The 17,628-nt window shown below is 59.8% G+C and carries 18 protein-coding genes; 9 read left to right on the top strand and 9 right to left on the bottom strand.

Going from position 1 to position 17,628, the window contains the following annotated elements; genetic code table 11:
- Nucleotides 1-162: 162 nt before the first annotated feature.
- The 3 genes from G3N98_RS01510 to G3N98_RS01500 all read left to right on the top strand — a co-directional run bounded on the left by G3N98_RS01510 (nt 163) and on the right by G3N98_RS01500 (nt 3,325).
- Complete coding sequence (locus G3N98_RS01510; RefSeq protein ID WP_346779055.1) at nt 163-1,344, top strand: arabinose transporter; 1,182 nt, start codon at nt 163-165, stop codon at nt 1,342-1,344.
- A gap of 140 nt (nt 1,345-1,484) precedes the next feature.
- Nucleotides 1,485-2,510, top strand: coding sequence for an aldo/keto reductase (locus tag G3N98_RS01505; protein WP_206146968.1), 1,026 nt, complete (start codon nt 1,485-1,487; stop codon nt 2,508-2,510).
- A 47-nt stretch (nt 2,511-2,557) separates the two neighbouring features.
- Nucleotides 2,558-3,325, top strand: coding sequence for a glucose 1-dehydrogenase (locus tag G3N98_RS01500; protein WP_206146967.1), 768 nt, complete (start codon nt 2,558-2,560; stop codon nt 3,323-3,325).
- A 23-nt stretch (nt 3,326-3,348) separates the two neighbouring features.
- Here the strand turns inward: G3N98_RS01500 and G3N98_RS01495 are convergent, their stop codons facing one another.
- The 6 genes from G3N98_RS01495 to G3N98_RS01470 form a co-directional block, all read right to left on the bottom strand.
- Nucleotides 3,349-4,341, bottom strand: a complete 993-nt coding sequence (locus G3N98_RS01495; RefSeq protein WP_206146966.1) for an amidohydrolase family protein — start codon at nt 4,339-4,341, stop codon at nt 3,349-3,351.
- Between the two features lie 149 nt (nt 4,342-4,490).
- Nucleotides 4,491-5,474 carry an aldo/keto reductase gene (locus G3N98_RS01490; protein ID WP_206146965.1) on the bottom strand — a complete coding sequence of 328 codons (984 nt, stop codon included), beginning with the start codon at nt 5,472-5,474 and terminating at the stop codon, nt 4,491-4,493.
- Nucleotides 5,475-5,693: 219 nt separating this feature from the next.
- Nucleotides 5,694-6,392 carry a type 1 glutamine amidotransferase domain-containing protein gene (locus G3N98_RS01485; protein ID WP_206146964.1) on the bottom strand — a complete coding sequence of 233 codons (699 nt, stop codon included), beginning with the start codon at nt 6,390-6,392 and terminating at the stop codon, nt 5,694-5,696.
- Nucleotides 6,389-7,453, bottom strand: a complete 1,065-nt coding sequence (locus G3N98_RS01480; protein WP_206146963.1) for an NAD(P)-dependent alcohol dehydrogenase — start codon at nt 7,451-7,453, stop codon at nt 6,389-6,391. The genes G3N98_RS01485 and G3N98_RS01480 overlap by 4 nt, the downstream gene beginning before the upstream one ends.
- Before the next feature lie 104 nt (nt 7,454-7,557).
- On the bottom strand, nt 7,558-7,857 hold the full coding sequence (locus G3N98_RS01475) for a hypothetical protein (protein WP_059620107.1): 300 nt from the start codon (nt 7,855-7,857) through the stop codon (nt 7,558-7,560).
- Between the two features lie 31 nt (nt 7,858-7,888).
- On the bottom strand, nt 7,889-8,455 hold the full coding sequence (locus G3N98_RS01470) for a flavodoxin family protein (RefSeq protein WP_059620109.1): 567 nt from the start codon (nt 8,453-8,455) through the stop codon (nt 7,889-7,891).
- 183 nt (nt 8,456-8,638) lie between these two features.
- On the opposite strand from G3N98_RS01470, the gene G3N98_RS01465 reads away from it, so the two are divergent.
- The 6 genes from G3N98_RS01465 to G3N98_RS01440 all read left to right on the top strand — a co-directional run bounded on the left by G3N98_RS01465 (nt 8,639) and on the right by G3N98_RS01440 (nt 12,667).
- The gene (locus G3N98_RS01465) at nt 8,639-9,544 is read left to right on the top strand and encodes a LysR family transcriptional regulator (protein WP_346779054.1); all 906 of its coding nucleotides are present in this window, start codon (nt 8,639-8,641) and stop codon (nt 9,542-9,544) included.
- A 70-nt stretch (nt 9,545-9,614) separates the two neighbouring features.
- Entirely contained in the window at nt 9,615-10,037 is a 423-nt protein-coding gene (locus G3N98_RS01460) for an antibiotic biosynthesis monooxygenase (protein WP_206146962.1), read from the top strand.
- 25 nt (nt 10,038-10,062) lie between these two features.
- Nucleotides 10,063-10,473, top strand: a complete 411-nt coding sequence (locus G3N98_RS01455) for a DUF1330 domain-containing protein (RefSeq protein WP_206146961.1) — start codon at nt 10,063-10,065, stop codon at nt 10,471-10,473.
- Nucleotides 10,474-10,639: 166 nt separating this feature from the next.
- The gene (locus G3N98_RS01450; protein WP_206146960.1) at nt 10,640-11,008 is read left to right on the top strand and encodes an antibiotic biosynthesis monooxygenase; all 369 of its coding nucleotides are present in this window, start codon (nt 10,640-10,642) and stop codon (nt 11,006-11,008) included.
- Between the two features lie 19 nt (nt 11,009-11,027).
- A complete protein-coding gene (locus G3N98_RS01445; RefSeq protein WP_206146959.1) occupies nt 11,028-11,960 on the top strand; it encodes an NAD(P)-dependent alcohol dehydrogenase in 933 nt (310 codons plus the stop codon).
- Between the two features lie 2 nt (nt 11,961-11,962).
- Complete coding sequence (locus G3N98_RS01440) at nt 11,963-12,667, top strand: YafY family protein (RefSeq protein ID WP_206146958.1); 705 nt, start codon at nt 11,963-11,965, stop codon at nt 12,665-12,667.
- A gap of 58 nt (nt 12,668-12,725) precedes the next feature.
- Here G3N98_RS01440 and G3N98_RS01435 read toward each other — a convergent pair whose 3' ends face one another.
- From G3N98_RS01435 to G3N98_RS01425, 3 genes are all read right to left on the bottom strand, one after another.
- Complete coding sequence (locus G3N98_RS01435; RefSeq protein ID WP_346779053.1) at nt 12,726-13,820, bottom strand: alpha/beta hydrolase; 1,095 nt, start codon at nt 13,818-13,820, stop codon at nt 12,726-12,728.
- A gap of 141 nt (nt 13,821-13,961) precedes the next feature.
- Nucleotides 13,962-15,380: an aldehyde dehydrogenase family protein gene (locus G3N98_RS01430; protein ID WP_206147029.1), complete on the bottom strand. Its 1,419-nt coding sequence runs from the start codon at nt 15,378-15,380 to the stop codon at nt 13,962-13,964.
- 397 nt (nt 15,381-15,777) lie between these two features.
- Complete coding sequence (locus G3N98_RS01425; RefSeq protein ID WP_206146957.1) at nt 15,778-17,496, bottom strand: sigma 54-interacting transcriptional regulator; 1,719 nt, start codon at nt 17,494-17,496, stop codon at nt 15,778-15,780.
- Nucleotides 17,497-17,628: the final 132 nt, after the last annotated feature.

The following is a 17,628-nucleotide window of genomic DNA, read 5'->3' as shown; positions in this document are numbered from 1 at the left end:
CCGTCGCATTTGTGAATACAACTCATTGGTGCGTCAACCGAACGCCGGCTAAACAAACAGGCACCGTTACGCTAAATTCGACGCCAAGTAGCCCGCACCATACGCCGATCCGACGCTGAACCGATCGACGCTGACGCGTTCACCCACTCGATGGAAATACCCGTGACACCACCGCAATACCATTCGGCAGCGGCAGACCGCTCTTTGCTTCCGCTGATGAGCTGCGTATTCACCGTGTTCCTGGTCACGGGCGCGGCGCTGCCCGCTCTGCCGCTGCACATTCACCACGACCTAGGCTTCGGAACATTCACCGTCGGTCTGGTCTCCGGTGCCCAGTTCGCATCGTCGCTGGTCTCTCGCCTGTGGTCCGGTGCGATTGCAGACCGGCGCGGACCGAAGTTCGCCGTTTCCACCGGTCTTGGACTGTCCGCGACGGCCGGACTCCTGTACCTGTTGTCGCTGACGTTCTCCGGCAACCCGTCACTGTCCATCGCGATCCTGCTCATGGGCCGCACGCTGCTCGGTGCCGCCGAGAGTTTCATCATGACCGGCTCGCAAAGCTGGTGCCTCGCTCTCGCCGGTCCGGGCCATGCCGGCAAAACGATCGCGTGGATCGGAACGTCGATGTTCGTCGCACTGGCGGCCGGCGCACCGCTCGGCAGCTTTCTGTTCGACGCATTCGGCTTTGCTTCGATCGGGCTCGCCACTTCCGCGGGCGCGGTCGTGACGATGCTGCTGGTCAGCCCGGTTTCGGATGCCAGAACCCAGTCCAGCAATGCAGAAGCCGTCGGGAAAGTACTGAAAGCCGTCTGGCTGCCAGGGCTCGGCATGGCATTTCCCGGCCTCGGCTACGGCATCATGACCGCGTTCTCCGTGCTGCTGTTCGTTCAACGCGGCTGGCAACCCGCATGGCTCTCCTTTACAGCATTCGCCGCTGCGCTGATGGTTGCGCGTTTTTTTTTCGGTGCATTGCCCGATCGCCTCGGCGGAGCCCGTACTGCGGTCATCTTCGTCGCCCTCTACAGCTTCGGCATGGCGCTCGTCTGGGCCGCCCCGGTTGCATGGCTGGCGTTTGCGGGAACGACGCTTGCGGGATTCGGCTACGCGCTCATCTATCCCGGTTTCGGCATGGAGGCTGTAGCAAGGGCGCCAACGGACGCCAGAGGGCTGGCCATGGGCATCTACACTGCGTTCATCGATCTCGCGCTCGGCGTCTTTGCTCCTCTGCTCGGCCTCGTTGCCAATGTAACGGGCCTCGGCGCCATCTTTCTCATCAGCGCGATTCTCGCCCTGTTCGCCCTGCCCATCGCGATGAGACTTCGTTCATCTACTGAAGCCGCTTGAGACGCGCATCTCACATGACAGGCGAGCGCGGCGTTACCTCCTCGACAAGTGCGTCTGGCTCGTTTCCTATCCGGGTCGCCATCACGGTTTCGTAGTCGCGCATCGTCGCTGTTCAAAATCTCGCTCATTCGGAGAAGCACATGCAATACGTCAATCTTGGCCGCACCGGCCTCAAGGTCTCGCGCCTTTGTCTGGGCTGCATGAGTTACGGGGAACCCGCCCGACTGCCCCAACCGTGGTCGTTGGATGAAGAGGCGTCTCGCCCATTTTTTCGTCAGGCACTCGAGGCAGGAATCAACTTCTTCGATACGGCGAACATCTATTCCGGCGGCAGTTCCGAGGAAATTGTCGGGCGCGCACTTCGCGACATGGCGCGACGCGAAGAAATCGTCGTCGCGACGAAGGCATTCTTTCCGTGGAGAAATTCGCCCAATACCGGTTTCCTTTCGCGCAAGGCGCTGTTCCAGTCGATCGACGACAGCCTGAAGCGACTCGGCATGGACTACGTCGATCTGTACCAGATTCATCGCTTCGATCCCGGCACGCCGGTCGAAGAGACGATGGAGGCGCTGCACGACATCGTCAAAGCCGGAAAAGCGCGCTACCTCGGCGCCTCGTCAATGGAAGCATGGCGTTTCGCCAAGATGCAGCACGTTGCGGAGCGCAATGGCTGGACACCCTTCATCTCCATGCAACCGCAGTACAACCTGCTCTACCGCGAGGAGGAGCGCGAGATGCTACCCCTTTGCATGGATCAGGGCGTCGCCGTCATTCCATGGAGCCCCATGGCGCGAGGCAGGCTGACGCGCGACTGGAGCGAAAGCACCCATCGAACGAAGAACGATGCGTTCGCCATCCAGATGTATCTGAATACGGAGGCGCAGGACCGGAAGGTGATCGACGTAGTCGCCCGGTTGGCCGACGATCATGGCGTTCCACGGGCGCACGTCGCGCTCGCGTGGCTGCTGGCGAAGCCCGGCGTGACCGCTCCGATCATCGGAGCGACGAAGCCTGAGCATCTTGCAACGGCGATCCGCGCACTCGACTTCTCGTTGACCAGCGATGAAATCAACGCGCTGGAAGCGCCCTATATCCCTCATCCAGTCGATGGAATCGTTCCGCCGCTTCCTGATGGTCCACCGACCCTTACTCCTCCACGTAACTGAAAGCGAAGTACATCAACTTCGACGGTCCTCCTCCTGGGAAACGGAACATGAATCCGATCTATGACTTCAAAGGCCAGGTGGCCTTCGTAACCGGTGCAGCGATGGGCATGGGCCTCGCTGCAGCCCGTGCATTTGCGCAAAGCGGGGCCTCCGTCGTCCTGGCCGATCGCGACGGGGACCTCGCCTTGCGGGAAGCGCAAAATATCGTCGATGAAGGTGGTATCGCAACGGGTGTTGCGTGCGACGTCACCGATGAAGCCCAGGTCGCTGCCACCGTCGACCGCGCCGTCGCGGAGTATGGCCGGCTCGACATGGCATTCAACAACGCCGGCATCCAGGTACCGCCCAGCGATGCGGCAGACGAGCCGGCCGAGCATTTCCAGCGCGTGGTAGCAGTCAACCAGTTCGGCGTCTGGGCAAGCATGAAGCACGAACTGCGCATAATGCGCGCCCAGGGATCCGGCGCGATCGTCAACAACTCGTCGCTCGGCGGGCTGGTCGGCCTGCCTGAGCGTGCCGCCTATCACGGCACGAAGCATGCCGTGCTGGGGATGACGAAGAGCGCTGGTGTCGAATACGCGTCCCGCGGCATACGCATCAACGCCGTTTGTCCCGGCACCATCGATACGCCGATGGTGCAGGACATGCTGATGAGGCAAGCCGATGCCATGAACGTGATATTGAAGGACCAGTCCATTGGTCGCCTTGGACGAACAGATGAAGTGGCCGCCGCCGTACTGTGGCTGTGCAGTCCCGGTGCGAGCTTCGTCGTGGGCGTTGGCTTGCCGATCGATGGGGGCTTCACAGCCCACTAAGCACGGCCACCGACTTCGCATCATCATTCTGGGCTATGCGGTGTCGCTCCCTGGCACAACCGTTCCCAATTCCGGTGAGCAAATTTGGCCTTGTCGCCACCATCAAGAGCGAGCCCGCATACGAAATCCCTGGCGTCGCCGCCCGCACGGTACTGGTATGGATAATCAGTGGAGAAAAGAATGCGATCCGGACCGACTGCTTCAATCGCGCGTCGCAGATAGTTTTCGCTGAACATGCCGCTCGACGTCAGATAGAGATTGCTTCGCACGTATTCAACAAGCGGCTTTTGCAAATTCGACACCCGATCCAGCATGGCAAGCCGCTCGAGATAGAAGATCACGACCTCCCCCCAGTGTCCGAGAATCACCTGCAGATCGGGATAACGGTCGAAAACGCCAGCGAGAACCATGCGCAGGAATTCGATTCCGGCCTCGTAATGCCAACCGAGACCGAATGTCGAAAAAGCCAGATTGATCGATGGCGAAAAGCCGCCGTAGTATGCATCTCGCACGACGACCTGCGGAATCTGCGGATGAATCAGCAACGGGACACGAAGCTCGGCCGCACACGCATAGGTAGGTTCAAACAGCGAGTCATCGAGATGCCTGCTCCCCACGCGGCCGTAGAGAATAGCGCCCTTGGCACCCAGGTCCGTCACGGCTCGACGCAGTTCGTTGGCCGCAGCATGCGGACTGGCAAACGGTAGCGCGGCGAGTGCCTGGAAGCGCGCCGGATTGCGGTGCACGGTTTCAGCCAACAGGTCGTTCACGCGTCGAGCCAAGCCAGTGCCGTGGTCCCCGAGATTGTTCAACCCGGGTGTGGTCAACGACAGAACCTGCTGCTCAACGCCAGTTTCGTCCATCAGAGCCAGTCGTTTCTCGCCGAGGTCGGCGAGGCGCTCGTCGAGGACCGCCGTGTTGAGGTCCAGGCTACCGTCGTCTGCGCCGGGAATGGTCAGCCACGCGTCCTTGATATCGGCCGGCAGGACATGTTCTTCGATTCCCACGATCTTCATTGCCGCACCCCTCTACCGCAGTTGAAATGTCTGCCACGGGCTGGACCCGCACGACCGACGCAAACCGGCCGATCTGCTGCGATCCCGGAGCGCATGCCGGCATCGCACATCGTCCGCCAATACACGCCGTTGTGGTGATCACGTCCGGTCTATAGCCCGGAAAAGCGCAGCATGCCCTCCGGGTACCGAGCCCCCTTGACGGAAATGTTCGCCTGCCGGATCACGTCGAGGTCGTCCTGATCCAGCGTCACGCTCAGCGCACCGATGTTCTCCTCGAAGCGTTCGAGCTTGCGCGTGCCGAACAGCGGCACGATCCACGGCTTCTGTGACAGCAACCACGCGAGCGCTATCTGGGCGGGTGTCGCGCCGTGTTTTTGTCCGATTCGTCGGATGAGATCCACCAGCTTCTGGTTCGCGACGCGAGCCTCTTCGGCAAACCGCGGCGTTTGCGCACGGATGTCGGAGCTGTCGAACGTGGTGTCGACGTCGATCCTGCCTGTCAGAAAACCCTTGCCAAGCGGGCTATACGGCACCAGCCCGATACCCAGCTCTTCGAGCGTCGGGATGATCTCCGCCTCGGGCTCGCGGGTCCACAGCGAATACTCGCTCTGCAGCGCCGCGAGCGGCTGCACCGCATGCGCGCGGCGAATCGATTGCGCACTTGCCTCGGACATGCCGAACCACAGCACCTTGCCCTCGGCTATCAAATCTTTCACCGTGCCTGCGACGTCTTCCATCGGCACTTCGGGGTCAACCCTGTGCTGATAGTACAAATCGATATGATCAGTACGCAGGCGCCGCAAGCTGCCCTCGATGGACCGGCGGATCTGAGCCGGTTTGCTGTTGACTCCGCCCCGGTGTTCGCCCGTGTCCTGATCGATGTCCCAGCCGAACTTGGTCGCGATCCTGACCTTGTTACGCATTGGTGCGAGGGCTTCGCCCACCATCTCTTCATTGGTCCACGGGCCATAGACTTCTGCGGTGTCGAAGAAATCCATGCCACGCTCGACGGCCGCGCGAATGAGGGCGATCATCTCTGCGCGGTCGGGCAATTCACGCGCCTTGCCGTAGCCCATCGCCCCGAGAGATAAAGCCGATACTTCAAGCCCTTGGCCAAGTTTTCGCTTGATCATGCCGCATCTCCTGTTTCGTCGTGCGGTGTGACGCAAACCGTTGCAGCGCATGTCTGCTCGTCGAGCATTGGCTCAAGGCGGCTGGATGACCAGGCGCCCGGTCTACAATTACCCGCCGACAATGCCGACAATCAAACACGTCCGAATTCACTACCGATTCCGCGATCCGCAGCCTGGATCAGGACGTGGCAATCGCCAGCCCAACGATTGGCTCCGTCTTCAGGCCGTCTGGCCGACGTTGAGCTGGTTGACGACTGCGTGCCCCACGGCATGCGCGGACGCCGGATTCTGGCCGGTCACGAGGCGCCCGTCGATGACGACATTCTCGCTCCAGTTCGGCGCAGGACGGTGCATCGCACCGCGCTGCTTCAGCGTGCTCGCCAGCAGATAGGGCACGACCTTCGTGTAGTTGACCTCGGCTTCCTCTTCGTCGGTGAAACACGCAAGATTCTTGCCGGCTACAAGGTAGCTGCCGTCGGAGAGCGTCGCGTTAACCAGCGCAGCCGGTCCGTGACAGACCGCCGACACGATGCCGCCTGCTTCCCAGATCTCGCGAACGACTTTCTGCACAGCCGGGCTGTCGGCGAAGTCCCACATCGTGCCGTGACCACCGGCAAAGAAAACGGCCGAATAGCGTGATGGTTCGAGATCGCCGAGCACGCGTGAATGGGCGAGCTCGTCGCGAAAATGCTTGTCCTGCCAGTAGCGATCATTGACGGGATCCGTCAGATCGAAGAAGTCGATTGGCGGATGACCGCCACGAATCGAGGCGATTTCCACCGGGATGCCGGCTTCTTCGAACACGGCAAGCGGATGCGTCAACTCGACCATCGCAAAACCGGTCGGCTCGCCCGAATCGCCGCGGATCGGGTGACTGGTGACCACGCACAGGATAGGTTTGACGAGGGTGCTGTTCATGCTTGCTGTCCTGAGGTTTCGAGTGAAGTCATGTCAATGACGAAACGATATTTCACGTCGCTTTTCAACATGCGCTCATAGGCTTCGTTGATCTTCTGGATAGGGATGATCTCGACGTCCGAGACGATGCCGTGCTCGCCGCAGAAATCGAGCATTTGCTGGGTATCGCGCAGGCCACCGATGAACGACCCCGAGATCGCCTTGCGGCCACGCACCACCGATCCGGCATTCACCGGGGTGCTGAGTGGCCCCATGTAGCCGACGAGTACCAGCACGCCTTCCAACGCAAGGGTCGGCATATAAGGATTGACGTCGTGATCATAAGGGACCGTGTCAATGACCACGTCGAATCGGCCGGTAACGGCCATCATCTGTTCGGGGTCGTTCGACAGCACCACATGATCGGCACCGAGGCGGACCGCATCGTCTTCCTTGCCCGCCGAACGGGTGAACAGCGTGACATCGGCACCAAGCGCCTTGGCCAGTTTCAAGGCCATGTGACCGAGCCCGCCGAGCCCAATGACCGCGACCTTGCTCTGCGCCCCAACATTCCAATGGAGCAACGGCGACCATGTTGTGATGCCGGCGCAAAGGAGCGGTGCCGCGCCTGCTGGATCAAGGCCGTCGGGGAGAGACAGTACGAACTTGTCGCGCACGACAATCACGTCCGAGTAGCCGCCATACGTGATGCTGCCGTCCTGCCGATCGACGCTGTTGTAACTGAACGTGGAACCCTCGACGCAGTCTTGCTCCCATCCCTTCAGACAAGGTTGGCAGTGCTGACAGGAATCGACCATGCAACCGACGCCGACCATCTCGCCCACCTTGAAGCGAGTCACGTTCTCGCCGATCTGGCGCACGCGTCCTATGATCTCGTGGCCAGGCACGATCGGATAGGTGGTAAAGCCGCCGTGGTTGCGTGCCATGTGCAGATCGGTATGACAGACGCCGCAAAAGAGGATATCGATCACCACATCGTCTGACCGCGGAGCTCGCCGCTTGAAGTCGAGATGCTGGAGCGGATCGTTGGCCGAATAAGCTGCGAATCCTGTTGCGTTCATGAAGTGTGGTCCTCGTCGCGCGTCGCGCGACCACGGTAGAAAGATGGCTCTATCAGGTCATACGCGGTGACATGACCCGTCGTGATACACCCGACGTCCCAGACTCAGGCAATGCCGGGAGCGAACAGGGCCTCCCAGTTCGTGAAGGGGCCAAGGGGGATGACGTCCCAGCCGATCAGACCGGCCTTGGCCAGCGGAAACTCAGCAAGCGCAATTCTTGCGGCCTCGACAGACTCGGCTTCCGCGATGATGGCGACACCGGGACGGTCCTGTCGAAAATAGATGTCGCGGATGATGCCCCCTTTGTACATCTGCCACGCATGGCGGGCTTCGTCCTGCATGTGTGGCTGGTATTTCTCGAGGCTGGCGCCCGGCTGGGGGACATCGAGGCAAAGCAGTTTCATCGTTGGTTTTCCTTAAGCGATGCAGAACGGTTCAGGCGGGTTGGAGGCGGCCGGCTATCGTCGCCACGCGGCGACCGAGGTACTGGGCTGTCATGAGGTCGCTTGCCGGCGGCGCTACGTCGGGTGCCTGATCCACGTTCGCATGGGTCATGACACCCAACCAGCTGCCCAGCCGGTTCAGATCGTCAGCGCTGGCGGTGCTGCTGTTGTTGCCGGGCATGAGATCGAGGCCAACCCAGATCATCCCGTGCTGTGCGGCGAACAGCGCCATCGATACCAGCGAGTTCAGCTTGTCGCCGTGCTGCGCACCGGAGTTCGTGAACCCTGCGGCGATCTTGTTGCGCCATTTCAGTGCGGTCCACGCAGCCTTCGTGGAATCCTCGAAGAACTGCTTGAGCCTGGCGCTGATCATGCCGTTGTAGGTCGGCGAACCGAAGATGATCGCGTGGCTCGCTTCGAGCGTTGCCCAATCGACGCCATCAGCGACTGCAAACAGCTTCACCTCGGCCCCATGGATCTGCCGAACTCCTTCCGCGACGGCCTCTGCCACGCGCGCGGTGTGGCCGTAGCCACTGTCATGCACGATTGAAATCAACACCGGTGTTTTGTCCTTGCCTTGAAGGTTTGCGCGTCTCGAGAGTCGGTTGAATGGGCAGCGCGTCACAAGCGCACCCGAAAATCTCGTTGCTGGTCGAACACTTTAAAGTAGAATTTTGAGAAGCATGGGTGGAAATAATTCCCATCTATGCTTCCTTAATTTCTACAATCGCGGAGCAGATCTGTGCGTGACCGATTCGATGGCGTGCAGTTGTTTGTGGAGGTCGTCGACGCAGGCGGCTTTGCGAAAGCCGGTGAACGGCTTTCACTGACGCGCTCGGCGGTCGGAAAGGCTATCGCGCGTCTCGAGGAGCGGCTCGGGGTGCAGTTGTTTCAGCGCACAACCAGGAATCAGTGTCTGACCGAGGACGGACAGCAATATTACGAGCGCTGCCTTCGAGCAATCGAAGAGATGCGCGCTGCGGAAACCATGCTGGAAAACGGCCGCCGGGAAGTGGTCGGGAAGTTGCGCGTCACGCTCCCCACGCTGTTCGGCCGCTACTGCGTCGCCCCGATCCTGCGATCGTACGCGCGAGCGCATCCGAAGCTCGAACTGGAATTGAACTTCAGCGATCGTCAGGTCGACGTGATCGCCGAGGGTTTCGATCTCGCGGTGCGCAACGGCGTGGCGGGTACCGGCACCACGCTGCGAGCACGCCTGCTGGTCAACCAGCGCAAGGTACTGTGTGCATCGCCTGCCTATCTCGCAACGAGAGGCGAACCGCACACGCTGGCCGATCTTGCGAAACACGACCTGCTCCCCTACTGGCGCAACGAGCACGGTTTGCTCTGGCAGCTTCCTGACGCGGCCGATACGCTTGTCGATTTTCAGCCCACTTCGCGCTTGCGTTTCGACGATCTCGAGGCAATCGCCGATGCCGCTGTCGACGGCATGGGCCTGGCCTGGATTCCCTACTGGCTGATTCGCGACCGAATGCGACGTGGCGAACTGGTCGAGATCTGGGGACATCGGCCGACGGCCGTCGTCGAGGGCTACGCCGTTTGGCCGGCAGCGCAGTATCTTCCGCTGCGCTGCCGTCTGGCTATCGATGTCCTCGCCTCGGAACTGCCGAAACGCGTCGAGGCGTGATCGCACAGTCCCGCTCGAACACGCGATCCGAAAACCTCGCCCTCCATCAACCAAACCAGCGAGACCTCATATGCCTGAACGTCGCATTCGGTTGAGAACATGGCTGCTTGCCGCAGCCACGCTCTGCAGCCCCGGAACGAACGTGCTGCATGCCCAGGAACCGGACAAGACCGTAGTGCGCATCGCCGAACTAGTGATCGATCCGGCACAACTGGAGACCTACAAAGCGATCGTCAAGGAAGAGATGGACGACTCCGTCCGGCTCGAACCCGGCGTGCTCGCCATCTACTCGGTCGCCGTCAAGGACAAGCCGAACCATCTGCGTTTCTTCGAGATCTATGCCAGCGACGAAGCCTATCGGGCGCATATCGAAGCTCCGCACTTCAAGAAATATGTCGCACTCACACAGCGGATGATCCAGTCGCGCACGCTGATCGAGACGACGCCCGTACAGCTCAGCGCCAAAGCGCGGCAACCGAAGGCGGTTAATTGACCCTGCTCACGACGGAGTTCCCTGCATGAAACGGAAACACACCTTGCTTGCCGCAATCGGCGCGACCGCTACATTGACCATGAGTGTGTTGGCCGCGCATGCTCAAACGCCAACTTCCGAATCCCCACTCACGCATGGCAAAACGCCGGCGTACTACATCGCCGACTTCGAACTCACCGATTCGGAAGGCATCAAGCCGTACCGCGATCAGGTGGATGCAACATTCAAACGCTACAGCGGACGTTACATCGTGCGTGCGGGCCATGTGGATGGGCTGGAGGGCAATCCGCCGAACCATCGTCTGATCATCATCGAGTTCGACAGCATCGACCTGGCCCGCGCGTGGTACAACTCGCCCGAGTACGCCCGAATCCGCCCGTTCCGCCAGCGCTCCGGCCACACGAATGCGTACATCGTCGAAGGACTGCCGCGGTAGCTGATGATGTGCGGGGCATTCGCTCGCTCAAACCCTGGTTCGAAACGATGCTAAGCAAAAAGCGCGTTCGAATGGTGCCAGAAACTGGCACCACCCCTGCATAGAATGGCTCCGCGAACAAAGGGCAGCGAACCGCGCTCCCCTATTACCGAGAAGGATCTGCGCCATGCCTCGATTCGAACCGCCCAACCCCGATTATCCGGTATCCCGCCAGGCAGATATCGACACCGGCCCCATCGCTATGGACAATCTCCTGACGATGGGGCCGGAAGACGAGGCCGCGTTGCTTGCGGCATGGGCCGCCGATTCGCTGTCCATGAAGCGCCAACCGGACTTCATCTTGACGCAGTTGCATCACGCGATCGGCGAGAACCCGACCTGCCTCAACTGTGCCGTCCTTGATCGCGTGGCCGCACGGCGCAATGCCTTCAGAACGCCCGAGTTCCAGGACGGGCTCAAGGCACACCCGGCATCCGTCGTGGCCCGGCCACCCTGCTTCGCCAAGGTCGCGGTTCCGGACCTGTGCACGGCTTGACGCTGAGGTAGCAACACACATGAAACGCATTCAATACAGCCGCTATGGCGGCCCGGAGCTCATGCGCGTGGAGGATTTCCAATTGGCTGCGCCCGGCAAAGGCGAAGTGGCCGTGCAGGTGAAGTTTGCCGCGATCAATCCGATCGACTGGAAGTTGCGCAATGGACAGATGAAGATTGTTACCGGCAAGGCTTTCCCCCGCGCGATGGGCATGGACTTTTCGGGGACGGTCATCGGCGTCGGTGCCGGTGTGACGCGCCACAAAGCAGGCGACGCGGTATTCGGTCTCGCCCGCTTCAAGGAAAGCGGCGCGCTTGGGAAGGCAGTCGTGACGAAGGATGACTTTCTAGCGACGAAGCCCGAGAACATTTCGTTCGAGGCCGCGGCGTGCCTCGGCACCCCCGGTGTCACGGCATGGAACGGGCTGATCGACAAAGCGAAACTGCGAACCGGCCAGCACGTCTTCATCAATGGCTGTGCCGGAGCGGTCGGTGAAGCGGCCGTGCAGATCGCCCAACTTTTCGGTGCCGTCGTCTCCGGCAGCTGTAGTGCCCGAGACATGGAGCGAGCAACATCACTGGGTGTACAGCACATCTACGATTACCGGACGACCGATCTATCGAAAATCACTACACGCTTCGATGTGGTTTACGATACCGCGACCACCATGACGGTATCGGACGGCCTGGCCATGCTGTGCCGCGGTGGCGTGTTCCTGGATCTTGACCCAGGCCCGGCCAAGCTTATTCGGGCGATTTTCGATCGACGGCTCAAGCCCATCATCGGTTCGCCGCGGGCGGAGCTTCTGGAAAAGCTGGCGAGCGCCGCTCGGGAAAACAGATTCAAAATTCCCATTGGAGAAATCGTTTCCCTGAACGGTGCCATCCAGCTGATTACCGAGCTGGAAAGAGGCCGCAAGCTCGGCGGCAAAGGCGTCGTGGCGATGGAGTAAGCATGGCCAGAAGTCATCGACTGTTCGATCTGATGCAAGCGCTTCGACGACACCGAAGAACAGTGTCGGGAAAAGCGCTTGCGCTGGAACTCGGCGTGTCGCTACGCACCATCCGTCGCGACGTCGCGACGCTGCAAGACATGGGCGCCGATATCGATGGAGAGCCGGGTGTCGGCTACATCTTGCGACCAGGATTCCTTCTGCCACCACTCTCGTTCACTGCGGAAGAAATCCAGGCGCTAGTCATCGGAGCACAGTGGGTCAGCCACCAAACGGACGACGCACTTGCCCTTGCCGTGACGAATGCATTGGCCAAGATCGACGCTGTTTTGCCCCCTGACATGCGAACGGCACTCCAGGACGATACGGTCTACGTGGGTCACCCGCTGAAGACCCAGGCGCCACTCGACTTGAGCGACATCCGCCGGGCGCTTCGCGAACAGCGCAAGTTGCGTATCACCCTGTCGATCGAACATGCACCCACTGACGAACAAGTTGTCTGGCCGATCATGTTGGGTTTGATCGACGGCAAGCGGTTTATCGCCGCCTGGTGCGAGCTGGATAGCCGATTCCGAGTGATCGGTATGGATGACATTGCTACCGCGGACGTTCTCGCCGAACGCTACACTCGCAACCGCCGGCAGCTAGTCAAGGAATGGCGCACCCAGGAGATGCGTCCATGCAATAGCCAAGGCACCGTTTGCTAACGAGTTGGATTGGGTCCAGTCGGACTGCCGGAACCGGTGAGATACGCCTGCAATATCGTTAGGGATGCAGATACTTGTCGAAGAACGCGCTCAGATCCGCAAAGTGCGCCTTGGTCTCCGGTGCATCGGGAGAAAGGAGATACTGATAGTGAGACAAGCCTTCGAAAACGATCAGATCTGCCGTCACGCCGGAATCTCGCATCTTGCGATGAACTCTCAAGGTGTTGCTTAGAAACAGATCACGAGACCCAGTCGTGAGTATCGCAGGAGGGAAACCGTGAAAATCACCATAAACGGGGGAAAGCATCGGATCCTTTGGATCGTGCCCGTTCGCATACAGCGTCGCCGCATCACCAAGCCATCCGCTGTAACTGACAAGCACATTGTCGATGCCTCTATTAGTAAAGTACGTGTCGCCAGTCTCGGTGAGATCGGACCACGGCGTGCCCGGTGCGATGGCCCCGGGAACAGGCAGTCCTTCCGCTTTGGCGCGGAGGACCAAAGCCAGCGTCAAGGCGCCGCCGGCTGAATCGCCAAATACCGCGATTCTGTTGGGATCCGTGCCTTTTATGACTTCCTTATAGACCGCAACCGCATCGTCCAAGGCTGCCGGATAGGGATGGTCAGGTGGCATGCGGTAATCAATCGCCAACACTCTGGCGTGTACGGAGCCAGCCATCAGGATGGCCTCGTACAGCCCTGCTCTACCGGGATTCAATACGTAGCCGCCTCCGTGGAGATTGAGCAAAAGTCTGTTCTCGTTGCGTTCCGACACAATATTTGGCAAGACTTTAAAAACGTTGACCCCTGCGATCTTTTCCGGCTGAACTGTCACATCCATCTTCAAGATTAGATCAGCCAGGCGTTTGTCGGTTGCGTCTGCCAACTTGCCAACCCAGCGCTTCCATTCCGCACGTGTCTTCGGATGATCGTCCCAAAATGGAGGTGGCCCCGCCGCGATTATCGTTTGAATTTCCGGGCTGACCGTAGTCGGAACAGGGATCGCGCGATTAGCTCGATTCAGCCCACTCTCGTAGGCGTTCGCGGAACCCAGCGTCAACAAGGTCAGGGCAAACACGAGCAGAAAGCGACCACCTTGCGCCACGGGTTTTCTCCTTTCAACCTGCTGAATCAGGGAACTGAAGCTCGCCACGGGTGCATTCTCCTGGAATCCGAGAACCGCGCTTCATCAGCTCGCGCCCCGGTTTTTGCAATACATTGCACCGCTAAGGCGCCGCTTGCCCTGGCTGTCGGCAGCCCCCGACAGCGATAGCCACGGCGCCGCGACAGACAATCAGGCGAAACCGATCATCGCCTTCGTTTCGAGATATTCCTCCATCCCGAACACGCCCATTTCACGACCGTTACCCGATTTCCGATACCCCCCCATCGGAGCGACTGTGTTCGCGGGCGCACCGTTGAAGAAAACGCGACCAGCGTTCAATTTGCGACAGACGTTCAGTCCTTTTTCGCGATTCTTGGTGAAGACGTATGCACCAAGTCCATATTCGGTATCGTTTGCGATCTCGATCGCTTGTTCTACCGTGCTGTACGTCAGGACCGAAGTGACCATCCCGAAGATTTCCTCCCGAGCAATCGTCATATCGGGAGTGACATCGGCAAAAATCGTAGGACGAACGAAGAATCCGCGGTCCAACCCGTCCGGACGGCCTGGGCCCCCGCAAACCAGACGCGCGCCTTCCTCGAGGCCCACATTGATGTAGTGCTGAATCCGATCGAACTGTGCGCGATTAACCACCGGGCCGTGTGTCGTTGCGGGGTTTTTCGGGTCGCCGATACACATGTCGGCGACGGCTTCGCGAAGATAGCCGAGCACTTCTTCGAGTTGATCCTGATGCACGAGAAGGCGCGTCGGAGAATGGCAAGACTGCCCGCTGTTCGAAAAACCACGTGTCGCGTTATATACCGCGGCCGCCCGCAAATCGGCGTCCGGCAGGACAATGTTCGCCGACTTGCCGCCGAGTTCCTGCGCGACACGCTTTACCGACGACGCAGCCGCCTCGGCCACGAGAATCCCGGCACGGGTCGAGCCGGTAAACGACACGATGCCAATATCCTCGTGCGCGCTGATCGCGTTGCCGACGATTGGACCGTCGCCGTTCACAAGATTGAATACCCCATTGGGCACCCCTGCCTCGTGAAGAATTTCGGCCAGGATCAACGCGCTCATGGGCGTGAATTCAGACGGTTTCAACACGACTGGGCAGCCTGCTGCGAAGGCCGACGCGAGCTTGTTGCAAATGAGCTGGTTTGGCCAGTTCCAGGGGGTAATGAGCCCGGCCACGCCAATCGCTTCACGACGAATGATGCTGACGCCCAGCCAACTCTCGAATTCGTAACCCTTGAGCGTCTCGATTGCCTGCCGAAGCGCGGCAAGGCCGGACGCCGTATGTTGTTTCAACGAACACGGCGTACCCATCTCCTCGGTAAGTGCCGCCATGATGTCGTCTTCGCGGCGCAGGTAGACCGCGACGATGTTATCGAGGAGTTCGATCCGCTCCTGCTTCGACGCGGTACTAAAGGCCGGGAACGCACGCTTGGCAGCCTGTACCGCTCGGTCCACGTCCGCGGCACTTCCCAACGCCACGATGCCGAAGGTCTCCTCCGTCGCGGGGTTGACGAGGTCAAACGGACGCGACTCGACAGGATCGACCCACTCGCCATCAATGTAGAACTGCTCGAATTTTCGCATTGTCTCGGTTTTAACGGTTGAGGTATGCAAACAACCTCGCAAGACATGTGCCATCAGATCGATTCGTGGCACTCAACCGATCTCTTAGGTCGACCATTGAACGATTTCGAATCGATTGTCCGCACGGTAAGCACGATTGTCTTCTACACGAGCACGAGGCTCGACGATCGTACCTGGCGTCTGTATCACGGCACCCGCTGCGCTCGCGAATCAGGTTCGCAGCTTTGTCGGGCTCGGCGATCCGGTGTGCACGGCGTCGCCTGATATTTTCGCGATTGCTGACGTCGTAAAAGCCATTTCGTCAGCAATCCCACAAACGATATGCCATGGAGCAAACGAGAAGCGCGCTCGCATCGTCACAGTCATGTGGCTCCGCTATCCGGCCTCACACGGTCTGTCAAGACGTGGTCAGTCCCATTTGAGCAAGCCGTTTATATAGATATGACCGCGAGATTCCGAGGCTCGAAGCCACTCGCTTCTTATTTCCGCTGAATTGCGTCATCGCCTTCCGGATGAGCTGCTCCTCGACCTGCTCCACTGCGCTACTCACGCGCATCGTGTCCGACTGGCCCGGTGAAGGCGGATGCGACGACTGATTCGAGAACGTCGGAGCCATCACGGCCGCCTGAGGACCTGCATCCGACAGATCGATGATGCCGAAGTCGGTTGCATCAATGATGTCCGTGTCGCTGAATATGGCGGCCCGCTCGACCGTATGCATCAGCTGTCGCACGTTACCCGGCCATGAATGTGCTTGGAGATAGGCAAGCGCATGGTCCGACAGCCGCTTCGGCCGCTGCCCGTGCCGTTCCGCAAACTGGTCAAGCGCCAGCTCGGCAAGCAGCGGGATATCGTCGAGTCGCTCGCGAAGCGCCGGTAGTCGAATGACGACCGCTCCGATTCGATAGAACAAATCGAGCCGAAACGTCCCGTCGGCAATCATCGCTTCGAAGTTGCGGTTGCTCGCGCTGATCAAACGGAAATTGGAGTTTCGTGCTTCAGTTCCGCCGACGCGCTGGAACGACCCGTCCTGCAACACACGCAACAACTTCACCTGCACGTCGGCCGGCATGTCTCCGACCTCGTCGAAGAACAGGCTCCCGGCATCTGCCTGCTCGATCTTACCGCGCCGGCCTTTGCGTTCAGCACCGGTGAATGACCCGCCCTCATAACCGAACAGCTCACTCTCGACCAGCGTCGACGGTAATGCCGCCGCGTTCACCATCACCAGATTGCCATCCCGCCGGGCGCTCAACTTATGAATCGCGTGCGCCGCCAACTCCTTACCCGTTCCGCTTTCCCCCGTCAGCAGAACCGGTACATCGAGCGGCGCGACCTTCACGATTTGCTGCTTCAAGCGCTGCATCGCCTGACTGTCCCCGACAATCTGATCCAGACCGTAGCTCCGATTTTTCAGATCCTTCAGCTCGCGCCTGTAGTACGCCACCTCCGACTTCAACTTCGTCAACTCCGTGGAGAACGACTGCAATTGCTCGGGTCCCTTGAACATGACTTGACCAATCGCGCCGACGGTCTCCCCACGAGCGTTCTTGATCGGATGTCGCGTAACAACCCGCGTCACGCCTCGCATCTCCTGAATTGCGCCAATCTCCGCCTTACCGGACGACGCGACCTGATCGAGCCGTGTATTTTCGATTACCTCAGATACGTGACGGCCAACTGAGCTGCCAGGTTTCATTCCGAAAAAGCGCTCATGGACGGGGCTGATATACCGCAGCACCCCGTCGCGATCGACGACGGTCAGCGCCTCGAATGGATTCGTCAGAAAATGACTGAGGATGTCGCTCGCGAAATCGACGGAACCGACGAATTCGAACAGCGCGTCGCGTCCATCTCGAAGCAGCGCAACGAGTATCGTCGCGTCCGTGGCCGGTAACACGATTACCACAACCGACGAAGAATCGGGACCTTCAACCGAGAAAAGGTGTTGCTGGCGACGCCGTGCTTCGTGCCAACCCGCGATGATTCTCGTCGCCATTTCGCGTTGCTCAACGATACCGGTCGCCATCATCTCCTTTCCGTCTGACGACAGAATCAAAACGCCACGCAGCGACGCCGCCGTCACACCAGGCCTGGCAAAATCGAGTGTCTCCATGGTGTTATCCCTATGTCTCCGTGGCGATCATTGAATCGCTTTTTTGAATGTGTCTTCACCGCGGACATAGCCTATCACCACGATACCCGATGATTAGTGAGCCGAATCGACAGCGCCTGTCTATCCGACTCA

The sequence above is a fragment of the Burkholderia sp. Tr-20390 genome, assembly GCF_017104595.1.
Lineage (GTDB): Bacteria > Pseudomonadota > Gammaproteobacteria > Burkholderiales > Burkholderiaceae > Burkholderia.
Note: the sequence above shows the minus strand (reverse complement) of the source record. Positions and strands in the feature narration are given on the sequence as shown.